This is a genomic window from Qipengyuania citrea (genome assembly GCF_009828015.1).
In the GTDB taxonomy this organism is placed as follows: Bacteria; Pseudomonadota; Alphaproteobacteria; order Sphingomonadales; family Sphingomonadaceae; genus Qipengyuania; species Qipengyuania citrea.
Genome location: NZ_WTYG01000001.1, coordinates 56,752 through 71,179 on the forward strand (window position 1 = coordinate 56,752; position 14,428 = coordinate 71,179).

Genomic DNA, 14,428 nt, shown 5'->3' on the forward strand with positions numbered 1-14,428 from the left:
GCGCAGCAGGTGTGGATACCGGATGCGAGGCCGCTCTATTTGACGAAGCAGGCGAGGCCGTCGGCCTTCAGCGCCGCACAGAGCCGATTGGCGGAGGCCCGGTCGCCCGCGAGCGCCTGCAGGCGGTAGACCTGTCCGATATCGACCTGTGCCTCGACCACCCGGTGGCGGACGCCGTTGAGCGCTTCGGTCTGCCGCATCAGGTTGGACCATGCGGCCTCGGCATCTTCGCGCCGCGGATAAGCACCGACCTGGACCGCCGTACCCGAAGGCGTGGCCGGCGCCGCAGCATTGCCCGCGTCCGAACCATCGCTGGCGTCAGCCGCGGCGGCCGGGGTCGTGGTCGGTTCGGCCAGCCGGCCTTCACGCGTCTGCCCCTCACCCACGGCGAAACTGGTATCGCCCGTGCCGGCAAAGGTCTTGCCTCCCGGGTCTTCGGGCTTGCTCTTGTAGGGCTCGTCCGGGGCGGCGATCACGCTGCCATCGGCTTCGGGCTCGTCGGACGTCTGGTTGGCCACGAACCAGATCGCCCCGACCACAAGGGCCAGCACGATCAGCGCCAGTACGCCCAGCAGGATCAACCGCGAGGTGTCGAAACCCGCGGCCTGCTCCTCGTCCTCGCCCGCCTCGAGCCAGGGAAGGCTCTCGTCATCGGCGAGGTCGAGCTGGTCCTCGTTCTCCCACTCGCCGCCACTGCCGTAAGCGCTCGCCCCCGTCATGCTCACATCTCCTCCACTGCCTCGACCCCAAGAATGGCGAGCCCGTTGCGGATCACCTGCGCGACCTGCGATGCCAGGAACAGCCGCGCCGCCGTAAGCTCGGGGTCGCTTTCCTGGATGATCCGCATTGCGGGATCATCGTTACCCGCGTTCCAGAAACTGTGGAAGGCAGCGGCGAGGTCGCCGAGGAAGAAAGCGATCCGGTGCGGTTCGCGCGCCTTGGCGGCCGCTTCGACCACGCGCGGGAACTGGGCCGCCTCGCGGATCAGCGCCAGCTCGTCCGCGCCCAGGCGGTCGAGATTGTCGCTGCCGGGCTTAACGCCCGCCTTGCGCAGCGTGGAATGGATGCGCGCATGGGCATACTGGAGATAGAAGACCGGGTTGTCCTTCGATGCTTCGACCACCTTGGCGAAGTCGAATTCCATCTGCGCATCGGGTTTGCGCGTGAGCATGGTAAAGCGCACGACGTCCTTGCCGACCTCTTCGACGACCTCGGCCAAGGTCACGAAGGTGCCCGAACGCTTGGACATCTTAACCGGTTCGCCGTCGCGCAGCAGCTTGACCATCTGCACCAGCTTGACGTCGAAGGGCACATCGCGCCCGGCACCCTTGGTCAGCGCGGCGACCGCGGCCCTGATCCGCTTGACCGTACCGGCATGGTCCGCACCCCAGATGTCGATCAGCGCATCGGCATTCTCGGCCTTCTGGAAGTGGTAGGCGAGATCGGCACCGAAATAAGTCCACGCCCCGTTAGACTTCTTGATCGGACGGTCCTGGTCGTCGCCGAATTCGGTCGACCGGAACAGCGGCAGTTCGACCGGCTCCCAGTCCTCGGGCGGTGCCTTGCCCTTGGGCGCCTCGAGCACGCCGTCGTAGACCAGGCCCTTTTCGCGCAGCCACACCTCGGCGGCTTCGGGCTTCTTTGCTGCCTGTAGCTCGGCTTCGGAGGAGAACAGGTCGTGATGAATACCCAGCAGCGCGAGATCGGCGCGGATCATTTCCATCATCGCGGCGACCGAGCGGTGCCGGAACAGCTCGAGCCATTCGCTTTCGTCGGCGTCCTTGTAGGCAGCGCCGAATTCCTGCGCGAGCCGCTCGCCCACCGGCTTGAGGTAGTCGCCCGGATACAGCCCTTCGGGAATGGCGCCGATATCCTCGCCCAGCGCCTCGCGATAACGCATATGCGCCGAGCGCGCGAGCACGTCGACCTGCCCGCCGGCATCGTTGACGTAATATTCGCGCACGACCCGGTACCCCGCCCATTCGAGCAGACCGCACAGCGCATCGCCCACCACCGCGCCGCGGCAGTGGCCCATGTGCATCGGACCGGTCGGGTTGGCGGAGACATATTCGACATTGACCGTCTGACCGTCACCCAGGGCGGAACGGCCATAGTCGTCGCCCAGCTCGGCGATCGCCAGCAGCTCGCGGCGCCAAGCGTCGGGCGAAAGACGCAGGTTGATGAAGCCGGGTCCGGCAATATCGGCAGCGTCGATGTCGGGTTCGCGCTGCAGATGCTCGACGATCTTTTCCGCCAGCGCGCGCGGATTGGTCTTGGCCGGCTTGGCCAGCACCATCGCGGCATTCGTCGCCAGGTCCCCGTGCGAGGGATCGCGCGGCGGCTCGACCGCGACGTTGCCGCGGGGCGTATCGGCAGGCAGCACGCCCTCCATCTCGAGAGCGTTCAAAACCGCGTCGATCCGGGCGGCGAAAGCCGCGTGAAGAGTGTGCAAATCAGCCATGGCGCGCGCCTAGCGTATCGGCGCGAAATGGCAAGATGCGAGGCGTGCCCCGCAGCGCCCTAGCGGGTGGCGTTGTAGCGCAGCTGCGCTTCGGTCAGCTGGAAACCCACCAGCAGTTCGAAGGTGGCGCGCTGCACTGCGGCCCGCACCGTGGGATCGGCCAGCGGATCGAGCGCAGCGTCGGGATCGCCCGGTTCGCGCTTGCGGGTGATCTGCTCGCGGATGTCCTCGGGCAGCGTCGCGGCAGCGCGATCGACATAGGCGGCCGCCGTGCCGCTGGCCTGCGCGCGTTCCTGCCCGTCGGCGAACTGCAGAGTGACATTGCCGACCCGCTTGCTGACCACCGAGGAACCGCCGCGCAGCACGGTGGAGAAATAGGGCAGCGTGACCGTGCGGCTGCCAGCGGTGTCGCTGCGGCGGGCAACGACGTCGAAACTGGCTTCGGTATAGACCCGGTCGCCCGCTTCTTCGTTGCAGTCCGAACGTAGGTTGGTGATTGCCGCCGTGACATCGAGATCCGCCTGCGTCGTCGCACCCGGGGCACGGAAGGTGGTGATATCGCCGGTGTAGTCGGGAATACCGACCGCCGGGCAGGTCGAGCGGACCGCCGAAATGCCGACCCCTTGGTTGAGAACCAGATCGCCTTCCGTAGAACAGCCGGCAAGCGCAAGACCGGCAGCGAGTGCGGGCAGCAGACGGGTGCGGATGGTCATGCGGCTAATTTCCCTTTTGCGGTCATTCGAATTCGTAGCCCTCAGGCTGCGGGACGCCCTAGCTTGGCCTGCGCGAAAGCGCTAGAGGGCGGGACATGAATGCCCCCTTTCCATCCACGCCCGGCACCAGCGGAAACGATCCGCGCCTGCCCCTCAAGCTCCTAATCGCCGCGCCGCGCGGCTTCTGTGCAGGGGTCGACCGCGCCATCGAGATCGTCGAACGTGCGCTGCAGAAATACGGTGCCCCGGTCTATGTCCGGCATGAAATCGTGCACAATCGCTATGTCGTCGACAGCCTGAAGGCGAAGGGCGCGATCTTCGTCGAGGAACTCGACGAGGTGCCCGACGACGCGCCGGTCGTGTTCAGCGCGCATGGAGTGCCCAAAGCGATCCCGGCAGAAGCCGAACGGCGCAAGATGCTGTATGTCGACGCCACCTGCCCATTGGTGAGCAAGGTTCACCGGCAGGCCGAACGGCAGATCGAAAAAGGCCAGCACATCCTGTTCATCGGTCATGCGGGTCACCCCGAAGTGATTGGCACGATGGGCCAAGTGCCCGAGGGGAGGATCACGCTGGTCGAGACGATCGACGATGTCGCTGAGCTCGACTTCGGTCCCGATGACGATCTCTCCTACCTCTCGCAGACCACGCTCTCGGTCGACGATACGCGCGACATCATCGCGGCGCTCGAAGCGCGTTTCCCGCAGATCGTTGCGCCCAAGGCGGAAGACATCTGCTATGCCACCAGCAACCGGCAGGCGGCGGTCAAGCAGATTGCGGCGAGCTGCGACCTGGTGCTGGTGATCGGTGCGCCCAATTCCTCCAACTCGCTGCGGCTGGTGGAAGTGGCCGAACGGCTGGGCACCACCGCCTATCTCATCCAGCGTGCCGACGAAATGGATCCGGCCTGGCTCGAGGGCATAGGCACGATCGGGCTGACGGCAGGGGCTTCGGCACCCGAAGAGCTCGTCCGCGAAGTGGTCGACCGGCTCTCCGACTGGCGGCTGGTCGAGGAAGAGGTGATCGCCGCCACCGAAGAGAACATGATCTTCAAGCTGCCGCGCCAACTCACCGACTGACGTGGCGGTCTATACCCATCTCGGGGCCGAAGATCTCGCTCGGCTGATGGAGCATTACGACGTCGGCCGGCTGGTTTCCTTCAAGGGCATCGCCGAAGGCGTCTCGAATTCCAACTGGCTGCTGGAAACCACGCAGGGCCGGTTTATCCTGACGATGTACGAAAGGCGCATCGAGACCGCCGACCTGCCCTTCTTCCTCGGGCTGCTCGATCACCTTTCGGCAGGCGGCTGTCCCGTGCCGCGCACCATTCACGACCGCGACGGCGCGGCGTGGCGGATGGTGGACGGCAAGGCCGTGGCATTGATCGAATTCCTTCCCGGTCTTTCGCCCAGCGCCCCGACGCCCGGGCAGGCCCGAGCGGTGGGCAGCGCGCTGGCGCAGATCCATCTCGCCGCGCGCGACTTCCCGCAATCGCGCACCAGCACGCTCGAGCCGGGCGACACTCTGGATATCCTCAAGCAATGCGGCGCGGCAGCGCTGGGCACGATCGATCCGGATCTGCCCCCGATCCTAGAGACGGGCGAGGCGATCGTGCACGAATGGCCCCGCGCCCTGCCCCGGTCGATCATCCATTCGGACCTGTTTCCCGACAACGTCCTGATGCTTGGCGACCGCGTAACCGGAATGATCGATTTCTATTTCGCCTGCACCGGGTCGATGGCGTACGATCTCGCCGTGACCCATGCCGCCTGGTGCTTCGACGGGACCGGCGCCCGCTGCGATCGTGCGCTCGGCCGGGCGCTGATCGAGGGATATGAAACTTTGCGCCCGCTCGGCCATGACGAACGGGCCGCGCTGCCGCTGCTGGCCGAGGGCGCGTGCCTGCGGTTCATCGCCAGCCGCGCGCAGGACTGGCTCGACACGCCCGACGACGCGCTTGTCCACCGCAAGGACCCGATGGATTTCGTCAGGCGGCTGGAATTCTACCGCGCCAGCGGCCAGAGCGCCTTCGCATGAAGCAAGTCGAAATATTCACCGACGGGGCCTGCAAGGGCAATCCCGGTCCCGGCGGCTGGGGCGCGCTGCTGCGCATGGGGCCGCATGAAAAGGAGCTGGTTGGCGGCGATCCCGACACCACCAACAACCGCATGGAGATGATCGCCGCGATCAAGGCGCTGGGTGCATTGATCGAACCCTGCGAGGTCGATCTCTATACCGACAGCAAGTACCTGATCGACGGGATCACCAAGTGGGTCCACGGCTGGAAGAAACGCGGTTGGGTCAATGCCAGCAAGAAGCCGGTCCGCAACGCCGATCTATGGCACGACCTGATCGAGCTGACCGCGCATCACCGCGTCGCATGGCACTGGGTCAAGGGCCACGCGGGCCATCCCGAGAACGAGCGGGTGGACCGCCTCGCCAGCGACGAGGCGGAACGGATCGCGCGCACCGCCTAATCAGCTGTTGTCGACGATCTCCGCGTCGGGTCCGTTCTTCTTGATCGAATCGATGGCGTTCTGCGCGCTCGCCTTCGAAGCATAGCCTTCGGTCGAGAACATCACCTCCGAATTGTACTTGAACCGCACGCGGTATTCATCGGCCTTGTCGCGGTAGATTTCGAAGTGATGAGCCATGTTTTCCCTTCCTGAATAGCTGGCGTGATCCGGCGCATCCTAGCGCCCGGCGCATTTTTGGCTAGGCGAAGCGCGCCGGTGAATAAAGCTCGGCGTCGAGCGTTTCGGTCAGGGCGTCGCGTGCCTCGCCCAGCAGCAATTGGCGGCCGAGGCGCGCGGCAGCCGGCGATGTCTGGATACCGAAGCCGCCCTGCCCCGCGAACCAGGCGAAGCCTTCGACTGCGGGATCGTAACCGTAGACCGGTCGGCGGTCCTTGGCGAAGCTGCGCAGCCCGGCCCACTTGTGCTCGACCGCTTCCACCCGCCAGTCGACCACTTCCTCGAGCCGCGCGATCGCCTCGGCGACAGCCATCTCTTCGGGCGCCGCATCGCACGCTTCGCTCGGCACTTCGTCGTGCGGGCTGACCCACAGACGCCCGGATTCGGGCTTGAAATAGAACCGGCCGCGAATGTCGAGCACCAGCGGAAGATCGTTCGACACGGGCGGATCGATCCGCAGCTGTGCCACCGTGCGCCGATAGGGTTCGATCCCGGCGGGCTGCGCACCTGCCATCGCCGCCAGCTCATCGGCCCAGGCGCCGGCAGCGTTGACGATGGTCGCTGCATGGTGGGCGGCGCCGCGGTCAGTCGCGATCTCCCAGCGTCCGCCGTCGCGTTTGAGCCCCGACACCCGCGCACGGCATTCCAGCTGCGCCCCGGCGGCACGCATGCGCGCCAGATAATGCGCGTGCAGTGCGGCCACGTCGATATCGGCGCAGACCGGCTCCCAGATCGCATCGGACCATTCGTGACGGACTCCGGGAAGCCGCTTCTGCAGGTCGGCGCGTCCCAGGTGCTGGATCGTCGCACCAGTCGGGACGAAACGCTGCATGAAGTCGGTCACCAGTTCCTCGTCGCCCTCGCGCGCGATATAGAGGGCGCCGCGCTGACGCAGGAAACCGCCGTCGCGCAGGAACGGGCCCGATGCCAGCGTCAGCGGCACGATCTCGGGCCCGCCATAGCATTCCTCCCAGAATGCGGCGGATCGTCCGGTCGCGTGGTAGCCGGGTTCATCCTCCGCCTCGAGCACCAGCACGCTGGCGCCGCCCTCGGCCAGTTCGGCGGCCAGGCTGGCACCCGCAATGCCGGCGCCGACGATCGCGAAATCGGCGGTCATGGCCTTGCTCCCGCCGGCGCGACGCGGTCGAGGAATTCGGCGATCCCGGCCAGCGCCCGCGCCCGCACCGGATCAACCTCGCGCAGGATCTCATGGCGCGCCTCGTCGCCGAAGGCGATAAGTTCGCCCTGCGGCAAGCGCTCGGCCGCGCGGACCGCGGCGGCATGGCTCACCAGCCGGTCCGCTGCAGTGCTCAGCACCAGCACCGGCACGCGGACCGTTTCGAGCATGCCCTTGCGGGCAAGGTGCCGCACCGAGGCATAGGCCCGTTCGACCCAGCCCCAACTGCCGGGCCCCATGACCAGTTCGGGGCGCTGCTCGCGCCACCATAGCTCGTCGGCATAGCGCCCGCCGTCATGGGTCAGCAGCGCGTTGCGGTCAGCCGGCATTTCGCCCGGCTTCTCGCTCCATTTCCAGGCCTGGCGCCGGGGGTCGCCGATCCGCGTCATCAAGCGCGCCACCATGTGCAGCAGGCCCAGCGGCAGCGGGGGCCCCGCCATGCCGATCATCGGTGCGCTGAGCACCGCCGCATCGGGATCGACCTGGCCGTCGACCAATGCGCGCATCACCAGGTGCCCGCCCATCGAATGGCCGGCCAGGACATGCGGCCCGGGGGTGTCTTCCTTCCACGCACGCCACAGCTGCGCGAGATCGGCGGTCCAGTCGGTGAAATCTGCGACGTGGCCGGTCACCTCGTCGCCGCCGAGCCGCCCCGAGCCGGCTTGGCCGCGCCAGTCGGCGGCGGTCACGCGCCAGCCTTCGCCATGCCAGTGGTCGAGCGTTTCGAGATATTTTTCGTAGAAGTCGCCGCGCCCGGGAAGGAACAGGATCGATCCCCGTTTGCCGCCGCCCGATCCCGGCCAGTCGATCCGCCTGATCGCATGCCCATCGGGCAGGACGAAACGCGATTCGGTCGCGGACGCGGGAATGGCGCGGCGGTCGAAGGTTTCCTGTGGCGCTGGCATGCCGGTGTCCGCGGCCTCCTCTATGGTTACTTTTTGGTAAGCACGCTGCGCTATCACTGCCGTCCGAAGCAGAGCTTGCGGAGCGTCATGCAAAACCAGATTTTCACCTACGTATTGCTTGCCGGATTGGCAATCGCACTGCTCTGGGTAATCGTGACCGACCTCAGGCACCGGACGATCAGCAACCGGCTGACGCTGACCGTTGCGCTTGGTGCGCCGCTGTACTGGCTGTCGATCGGATTGCCGCTCTGGCCCGGCATCGGCTTCCAGATCGGACTGGCCCTGCTGGTCTTCGCAACCTGCTGTGTGCTGTTCGCCATTCGCCAGATGGGCGGCGGCGACGTCAAGCTGCTGACCGCGCTGGCGCTGTGGATCCCGCCCTCGCAATTTACCTTGCTGCTGATCGCGATGGCTATGCTCGGCTGGGTGCTGACGATGGGGATTGCTGCGTGGCGGGTGGCGCATTCGACCACGATCAGGACCCGTCCGGCGCGCGATACCGCAATGCTATTGGTGGGAACGCTCATCGCGGCCCTCTTCGCGAGCGCGGTCCTGGGCGGGCCGCAATTGCCAGTGCCCGAAGCGCTGATCGCGGCTGCGGCGAGCAGCGCATCAGCCGCCATCGCGCTCGTTGCAGCACCGTTCGCAGTCCTGCTGATCGTCACGTTCGGATCGATCCGGATCATTCGCCGGCACGAACGGGACCTGTGGGTCCCCTACGGCCCGGCGATCTCGCTCGCGGGCATCTGGATCGTCGCCAGCGGACAGTTGCTGGCGCAGGCGGGGCCCGTCGCAGGCGGTTGAGAACCCGTTCTTAACCAATTCGCCCGTAAGGCACGAAACCATACTTGCCCGCACCTTTGACCGGCGGGCCGAATTAGGGGGCTAGACAGCCATGGATAGGAAGAAGCTGGTTCTGCTGATCGCCGCGCTGGTAATCGCGGTTGGTACGGCGCTGATTGCGCGCAGCATGTTCGCCGGCGCCAGCGCACCGCAGGCCGATGCCGCGGCGCGGGTCGAAGCGCAGGGCCCCAAGGTCCTGGTTGCCCAGCGCGCGCTGCCGGTCGGCACGATCATAACGGCCGATGCAATCGGCTTCCAGCTGTGGCCCGAAGAGCTGGTCCAGGACGCCTATTTCCTCGACGGCGAAGCCGATATGAGCAAGCTGCTGGGCACGGTGGTACGCCACCCGATCACGGCCGGCGAACCCGTCACGCAGGGCACGCTGGTCGCGCCGGGCGATCGCGGCTTCCTCGCCGCCGCTCTGGCACCGGGCATGCGCGCCATCACCGTTCCCGTGACCGCCCAGTCGGGCGTGGCCGGCTTCGTCTTCCCGGGTGACCGCGTCGACATGGTCCTGACGCAGGAGGTCGATGGCACCGAGGGTGCGAATCTGAAGGCGTCGGAAACCATCCTTCGTAACCTTCGCGTTCTGGCCACCGATCAGTCCACCGTGTCTGAAAAGAACGAGGACGGCTCGACCGTGGTGAAGGAGTTCCGCACGGTGACGCTCGAAGTCACTCCGGTGATCGCCGAAAAGGTCGCCGTCGCGCAGACCATCGGCGTGCTCAGCCTGTCGCTGCGCTCGCTGGCCGACAACCAGACCGAACTCGAACGCGCGATCGCTTCGGGTGATGTGACGATCCCCGATGACGCCACGCCCGAAGAAGAAGAACGCATCCTGCGCCAGGCGATGTCGCGCCCGATCGACGGCAAGGCAAGTTTTGTCACGGGCGGCGACGTCTCGCGCTTCCAGCGCCGGACGGTTCCGCCGCAGGGCTCGACCGCCCCGCAGCAGGCCGCAATGCCTACCGCCGGTCCCGAAGCGCTCACCTATTCGGGCCCCACGGTCCGCGTCACGCGCGGCAAGGAAACCACGCAGGTACCGGTGGGCGGTCGATGAGCGGAAAACAGAACAAGGTACGCCATTCAGGGGGCCAAGCCATGAAACGTCGTCTTACATCCAAACTGCTGCTGGCCAGCCTGGCGATCGCGCCGCTGGCAGCTGCACCGACAAGCGTCGCGACGGCGCAGTCGGTCGTGCGCCCGACATCGGAAGTCGTCCTGTCGATCGGCCGCGGCGAACTGGTCAATGTGCCCGGCACCATGGCCGACGTCTTCGTCGCCAACGAAGAGATCGCCGACGTGCAGATCAAGTCGCAGCGCCAGCTGTTCGTGATGGGCAAGTCCGGCGGCGAAACCACGATCTACGCCAGCAATGCGGCGGGCGACATCATCTGGTCCGCCAATATCCGCGTGGGCTCGAACATCGGCAGCATCGACCAGTTGCTCGCCATGGCCATGCCGCAGGCGAAGATATCGGTCGCCACCATGGGGTCAAATGTCATCCTGCTGACCGGCACGGTCGCAGCGCCCGAAGACGCCGCCGAAGCACAGCGCCTCGTCGAGGCCTATGTCGGTACGGACGCGAATGTCATCAGCCGCCTGCGCATGGCGACACCGCTACAGGTCAACCTGCAGGTTCGCATTGCCGAGGTCAGCCGCAGCGTGGTGCGTGCGCTGGGTGTCAATCTCACCAGCGTGGATGCGACCGGCGGCTTCAAGTTCGGGATCGGCCAGGGCCGCTCCCCCTTCACGCAGGTTTCGCCGGGCGGACCGGTCGCGGTGGGGAGCGACCTCGAGGGCGATCTCTACAACATTGTCAATCAGGGTTCCTCCGGCAGCACGCTGGGCGCGTTCGGCAAGTTCCTCGGTCTCGATATCGGTGCCGCGCTGGATCTTGCGGAGACGCAGGGGCTCGTCACCACGCTGTCGCAGCCCAATCTGACCGCCCTGTCGGGCGAGACTGCCGAATTCCTCGCGGGCGGAGAGTTTCCGATTCCCCTCGCCCAGGGCCTTGGCACGACCACGATCGAATACAAGAACTACGGGGTGAGCCTGGCCTATACGCCGACGGTTCTCGCCAATGGCCGCATCTCGATGCGCGTCCGTCCCGAAGTATCGGAGCTATCGAGCCAGGCGGCGATCACGCTCAACGGGTTCGAGGTCCCCGCGCTTACCACTCGCCGCGCCGAAACCACGATCGAACTCGGGTCGGGGCAAAGCTTCATGATCGCGGGGCTGCTGTCGAACTCGGCCACCAACACGATCGACAAGGCACCCGGCCTCGGTGACATACCGATCCTCGGCAACCTGTTCCGCTCGACCACCTACCGCAAGGGAGAGACCGAGCTGGTAATCGTGGTGACGCCGTACCTGGTGAAGCCGGTGGACGGCAACGATATCAAGCTGCCGACCGACGGCTTCCGCAAGCCGTCCGAGTTCCAGCGCCTGCTGGGTTTCCAGCAGAGCGATGGCGTCACTGGCGCCGAGCGGCCCAAGCCGCGTGCTGTCGAGAGTACGCCCGCCGCGCCGTCGGTATCGCAGGGCCTGCCCGCCGATGACGGCGAACAGCAACCCAGGCGCGAGAGCGAGGCACGCCGCGCTTCGGCGCAGCCCGGCTTCAGCTTCGAATAAGGGGAAGAGTAGAATGGCCAAGGCAATCAAACGCAAGTTCGCCGGCTCGCTCGCACTATCGCTCGGCCTCGCGCTGGGCGCATGCGGCGGCTTCCCGACCGAGAACAAGTCGCTTTACAGCGCCCGCCAGCCGGTCGTCGAACGCACCAATTTCACGCTCGATGTCCAGACCGGCGGCCAGGGCCTGCCGGTGGCTGAACAGCAGCGGATCGCAGGATGGTTCGACGCGATGGGCCTCGGGTATGGCGATCGCATTTCGCTCGACGACCCCACGGCCAACCCGGCGGTTTCGGAAGACCTCGCCGCATTGGCAGAGCGGCACGGCTTGCTGGTCAGCGATGGATCGCCAGTGACTGCCGGTTACGTCGCCCCGGGACAGGCGCGGATCGTCATCACCCGGTCGACGGCCAGCGTTCCCGACTGTCCCAATTGGTCGGCCAATGCCGAGGGCAACGAATATAACGCGACCTACCCGGGATACGGATGTGCCGTGAACGGCAATCTGGCAGCCATGGTTGCCAATCCCGAAGACCTGATCAGCGGGCAGGCGGGCACTGGCGAGACGATCGTCACGACCTCGACCAAGGCCATCAAGGCCTACCGCGACAAGGAACCGACCGGCACTGGCGATCTTGCCGAAGTCAGCAGCACAGAAGGAGGCTAAGCAGCCATGAGCGCTTCACTCAAATCGGGCCTGCCCGGCAACCGCGATGCCTTTGCAGCCTATATCTGCGACGAGAACGCCCTCGACGTGCTGCGCCCGGTCGTGATCGAGCTCGGCTGGCCCCCCGAGAAATGCAACAAGGGCGGTCTGCGCAACGCGATCCAGTCGCTATCGGTCTCGGCAAGCCCGAACATCCTGATGGTCGACCTGTCCGAAAGCGGCGATCCGCTCAACGACATCAACGCACTGGCCGAAGTCTGCGAACCCGGCACGGTGGTCATCGCGATCGGCCAGGTCAACGACGTGCGGCTCTATCGCGACCTGCTGGCCAGCGGGATCCACGATTACCTGCTCAAGCCGCTGTCCACCAACATGCTGCGCGATTCGCTGACCCAGGCGCAGGCAGTGTTCATGGCCCCCAAGGCGGGCGATGACGAAGGCGTCAAACGCCATATTTCGACTGCCGTGATCGGCACGCGCGGCGGAGTTGGTGCCTCGACGCTGGTCACTTCGCTCGCATGGCTGTTCTCGGCCGAGAAGCGTATGCCGACCGCACTGCTCGATCTCGATGTGCATTTCGGCACCGGCGCGCTGACGCTCGACCTGGAACCGGGCCGCGGTCTTACCGACGCGATCGACAATCCCGGCCGCATCGACGGGCTGTTCATCGAACGCGCGATGATCCGTGCGAACGAGAACCTCGCCATCCTGTCGGCCGAAGCACCGATCAACCAGCCGCTGATGACCGATGGCGCCGCATTCCTGCAGCTGCAGGAAGAGTTCAAGCACCAGTTCGAAATGACCGTGCTCGACATGCCGCGCAACATGCTGATCAATTTCCCGCATCTGCTCAATGAAGTGAATGCGATCGTGCTGGCGGCTGAGATGTCGCTTGCCTCGGCACGGGACACGATCCGGATCCTGTCCTGGCTGAAAACGAACGCCCCGCATTCGCAGGTCATCGTCGTCGCCAACAAGGTGCAGCCAGGCATGGCGGAAATCAGCAAGACCGATTTCGAGGCCTCGATCGAACGCAAGATCGATATCTCCATCCCGTTCGACCAGAAGGCGGCGACCAATGCGGCCAAGCTGGGCAAGACCTTCGTCGACGCGAATGGCGGATCGAAAGCCAGTGCCGCGATCAACCAGCTTGCCTCGCTGGTTATCGGGGCGGCCGAAGGCGACCTCGACGAAAGCGATGGCGGCGGGGCGAAGAAATCGCTGCTCGGCGCACTCGATTTCAAGCAGCTGCTCGCGAAGAAAAAGACCGACCCGGTGGCAGAACCCGCGCAATAACGCCGCCCGGGGGCCAACCCGGTTCTGCCAGCAGGCAAACGGAGACCAAGCATGAACATTACCCAGCTCGCGCTGCTGACCATCGGGGTTTTTGCCCTACTGGCGATCGGGTACATGCTGCTGTCCGGACCGAATGCGAGCAAGGCCAGCCAGCGGCGGCTCGAACAGCTTCGCTATCGCCATTCGCAGAGCACCGATGCCAAGGTCGAATCGCAATTCAAGAAGGCCATCGCGGCCCGGCGCCCCAAGATGCACCGGGTTGCCGGATCGACGTCACGCGTCGAGGCCCTCGCCAACCGGCTTGACCGCACGGGCAAGGGTTGGACGCTGAGCCAGTATGCCTACGCCTCGATCGGCCTCGGGATCGGCGCTGCCATCCTGCTGTATCTGCGCAGCGGCTCTGTCGGTCTGGCGCTGGCCATCGGTGTCTTTGTCGGCGCGGGCCTGCCGCATTTCATTGTCTCGCGTGCGATCAAGAAACGCACGGCCCAGTTCAATGCCAAATTTCCCGATGCCATCGAACTGCTGGTGCGCGGCCTGCGTTCCGGCCTTCCCGTCACCGAAACGCTTGCCGTGGTGGCGCAGGAGGTACCCGGCCCGGTCGGCGAGGAATTCAAGGGCGTGGTCGAGCGCATCAAGATCGGGCGGACGATGGAGGAAGCACTCCAGCAAACCGCCGATCGGCTCGACATTCCCGAGTTCAACTTTTTCTGCATCACGCTGGCAATCCAGCGTGAGACGGGGGGCAATCTTGCCGAAACGCTGTCGAACCTGTCCGACGTGCTGCGCAAGCGCGCGCAGATGAAGCTCAAGATCAAGGCGATGAGCTCGGAATCCAAAGCTTCCGCCTATATCGTCGGAGCGCTTCCCTTCATCGTTTTCGGCATGATCCTGTGGATCAATCCGTCCTACATCGGCGGGTTCTTCGAAGACGACCGGTTGATTGTCACCGGGCTCGGCGGCTTGGTGTGGATGAGCATCGGCGCCTTCATCATGGCCAAAATGGTCAACTTCGAAATCTGATCGGGGAAGGATAAGCGCA

Annotated in this window: 15 protein-coding genes; 9 read left to right on the plus strand and 6 right to left on the minus strand. The window is 65.6% G+C overall.

What is annotated here, in order from left to right; translation table 11 throughout:
- Positions 1 to 35: 35 nt before the first annotated feature.
- The 3 genes from GRI55_RS00260 to GRI55_RS00270 are packed head-to-tail and all read right to left on the minus strand — an operon-like array spanning position 36 to position 3,174.
- A complete protein-coding gene (locus GRI55_RS00260; RefSeq protein ID WP_160765819.1) occupies positions 36 to 719 on the minus strand; it encodes an SPOR domain-containing protein in 684 nt (227 codons plus the stop codon).
- A 2-nt stretch (positions 720 to 721) separates the two neighbouring features.
- Positions 722 to 2,461: an arginine--tRNA ligase gene (gene argS / locus GRI55_RS00265; protein WP_160765820.1), complete on the minus strand. Its 1,740-nt coding sequence runs from the start codon at positions 2,459 to 2,461 to the stop codon at positions 722 to 724.
- A 59-nt stretch (positions 2,462 to 2,520) separates the two neighbouring features.
- Positions 2,521 to 3,174 carry a hypothetical protein gene (locus tag GRI55_RS00270; protein ID WP_160765821.1) on the minus strand — a complete coding sequence of 218 codons (654 nt, stop codon included), beginning with the start codon at positions 3,172 to 3,174 and terminating at the stop codon, positions 2,521 to 2,523.
- Between the two features lie 95 nt (positions 3,175 to 3,269).
- On the opposite strand from GRI55_RS00270, the gene ispH reads away from it, so the two are divergent.
- From ispH to rnhA, 3 genes are read left to right on the plus strand one after another with little or no spacing between them, the layout of a single operon-like run.
- Positions 3,270 to 4,253, plus strand: a complete 984-nt coding sequence (gene ispH, locus GRI55_RS00275) for a 4-hydroxy-3-methylbut-2-enyl diphosphate reductase (protein ID WP_160765822.1) — start codon at positions 3,270 to 3,272, stop codon at positions 4,251 to 4,253.
- Position 4,254: 1 nt separating this feature from the next.
- Entirely contained in the window at positions 4,255 to 5,211 is a 957-nt protein-coding gene (gene thrB, locus GRI55_RS00280; RefSeq protein ID WP_160765823.1) for a homoserine kinase, read from the plus strand.
- Positions 5,208 to 5,651: a ribonuclease HI gene (rnhA, locus tag GRI55_RS00285; protein ID WP_050600779.1), complete on the plus strand. Its 444-nt coding sequence runs from the start codon at positions 5,208 to 5,210 to the stop codon at positions 5,649 to 5,651. Before thrB ends, rnhA begins: the two co-directional genes overlap by 4 nt.
- On the opposite strand, the gene GRI55_RS00290 is transcribed toward rnhA, so the two are convergent.
- From GRI55_RS00290 to GRI55_RS00300, 3 genes are all read right to left on the minus strand, one after another.
- Entirely contained in the window at positions 5,652 to 5,828 is a 177-nt protein-coding gene (locus GRI55_RS00290) for a YegP family protein (RefSeq protein WP_082835446.1), read from the minus strand. It abuts the gene before it with no gap.
- Between the two features lie 61 nt (positions 5,829 to 5,889).
- A complete protein-coding gene (locus GRI55_RS00295) occupies positions 5,890 to 6,984 on the minus strand; it encodes an NAD(P)/FAD-dependent oxidoreductase (protein ID WP_050600780.1) in 1,095 nt (364 codons plus the stop codon).
- Positions 6,981 to 7,949 carry an alpha/beta fold hydrolase gene (locus tag GRI55_RS00300; protein ID WP_160765824.1) on the minus strand — a complete coding sequence of 323 codons (969 nt, stop codon included), beginning with the start codon at positions 7,947 to 7,949 and terminating at the stop codon, positions 6,981 to 6,983. The genes GRI55_RS00295 and GRI55_RS00300 overlap by 4 nt, the downstream gene beginning before the upstream one ends.
- 87 nt (positions 7,950 to 8,036) lie before the next feature.
- On the opposite strand from GRI55_RS00300, the gene GRI55_RS00305 reads away from it, so the two are divergent.
- The 6 genes from GRI55_RS00305 (at position 8,037) to GRI55_RS00330 (ending at position 14,409) form a co-directional block, all read left to right on the plus strand.
- Positions 8,037 to 8,753: an A24 family peptidase gene (locus tag GRI55_RS00305; RefSeq protein WP_160765825.1), complete on the plus strand. Its 717-nt coding sequence runs from the start codon at positions 8,037 to 8,039 to the stop codon at positions 8,751 to 8,753.
- 91 nt (positions 8,754 to 8,844) lie between these two features.
- Positions 8,845 to 9,852: a Flp pilus assembly protein CpaB gene (gene cpaB / locus GRI55_RS00310; protein WP_050600783.1), complete on the plus strand. Its 1,008-nt coding sequence runs from the start codon at positions 8,845 to 8,847 to the stop codon at positions 9,850 to 9,852.
- Positions 9,853 to 9,893: 41 nt separating this feature from the next.
- A complete protein-coding gene (locus tag GRI55_RS00315) occupies positions 9,894 to 11,426 on the plus strand; it encodes a type II and III secretion system protein family protein (protein WP_160765826.1) in 1,533 nt (510 codons plus the stop codon).
- Between the two features lie 13 nt (positions 11,427 to 11,439).
- On the plus strand, positions 11,440 to 12,090 hold the full coding sequence (locus tag GRI55_RS00320; RefSeq protein ID WP_063505429.1) for a CpaD family pilus assembly protein: 651 nt from the start codon (positions 11,440 to 11,442) through the stop codon (positions 12,088 to 12,090).
- Between the two features lie 6 nt (positions 12,091 to 12,096).
- A complete protein-coding gene (locus GRI55_RS00325) occupies positions 12,097 to 13,386 on the plus strand; it encodes a pilus assembly protein CpaE (protein ID WP_160765827.1) in 1,290 nt (429 codons plus the stop codon).
- A 51-nt stretch (positions 13,387 to 13,437) separates the two neighbouring features.
- Positions 13,438 to 14,409 (plus strand): type II secretion system F family protein, encoded by a 972-nt coding sequence (locus GRI55_RS00330; protein ID WP_050600787.1) that lies wholly within the window; start codon positions 13,438 to 13,440, stop codon positions 14,407 to 14,409.
- The last annotated feature ends 19 nt before the right edge of the window (positions 14,410 to 14,428 follow it).

Coding starts and splice junctions, on each gene's coding strand:
- GRI55_RS00290 (WP_082835446.1), bottom strand. CDS start 5,828: ATGGCTCATCACTTCGAAATCTACCGCGACAAGGCCGATGAATACCGC.
- GRI55_RS00305 (WP_160765825.1), top strand. CDS start 8,037: ATGCAAAACCAGATTTTCACCTACGTATTGCTTGCCGGATTGGCAATC.
- GRI55_RS00330 (WP_050600787.1), top strand. CDS start 13,438: ATGAACATTACCCAGCTCGCGCTGCTGACCATCGGGGTTTTTGCCCTA.
- cpaB (WP_050600783.1), top strand. CDS start 8,845: ATGGATAGGAAGAAGCTGGTTCTGCTGATCGCCGCGCTGGTAATCGCG.
- argS (WP_160765820.1), bottom strand. CDS start 2,461: ATGGCTGATTTGCACACTCTTCACGCGGCTTTCGCCGCCCGGATCGAC.
- GRI55_RS00320 (WP_063505429.1), top strand. CDS start 11,440: ATGGCCAAGGCAATCAAACGCAAGTTCGCCGGCTCGCTCGCACTATCG.
- GRI55_RS00325 (WP_160765827.1), top strand. CDS start 12,097: ATGAGCGCTTCACTCAAATCGGGCCTGCCCGGCAACCGCGATGCCTTT.
- GRI55_RS00270 (WP_160765821.1), bottom strand. CDS start 3,174: ATGACCATCCGCACCCGTCTGCTGCCCGCACTCGCTGCCGGTCTTGCG.
- ispH (WP_160765822.1), top strand. CDS start 3,270: ATGAATGCCCCCTTTCCATCCACGCCCGGCACCAGCGGAAACGATCCG.
- GRI55_RS00260 (WP_160765819.1), bottom strand. CDS start 719: ATGACGGGGGCGAGCGCTTACGGCAGTGGCGGCGAGTGGGAGAACGAG.
- GRI55_RS00315 (WP_160765826.1), top strand. CDS start 9,894: ATGAAACGTCGTCTTACATCCAAACTGCTGCTGGCCAGCCTGGCGATC.
- rnhA (WP_050600779.1), top strand. CDS start 5,208: ATGAAGCAAGTCGAAATATTCACCGACGGGGCCTGCAAGGGCAATCCC.
- GRI55_RS00295 (WP_050600780.1), bottom strand. CDS start 6,984: ATGACCGCCGATTTCGCGATCGTCGGCGCCGGCATTGCGGGTGCCAGC.
- GRI55_RS00300 (WP_160765824.1), bottom strand. CDS start 7,949: ATGCCAGCGCCACAGGAAACCTTCGACCGCCGCGCCATTCCCGCGTCC.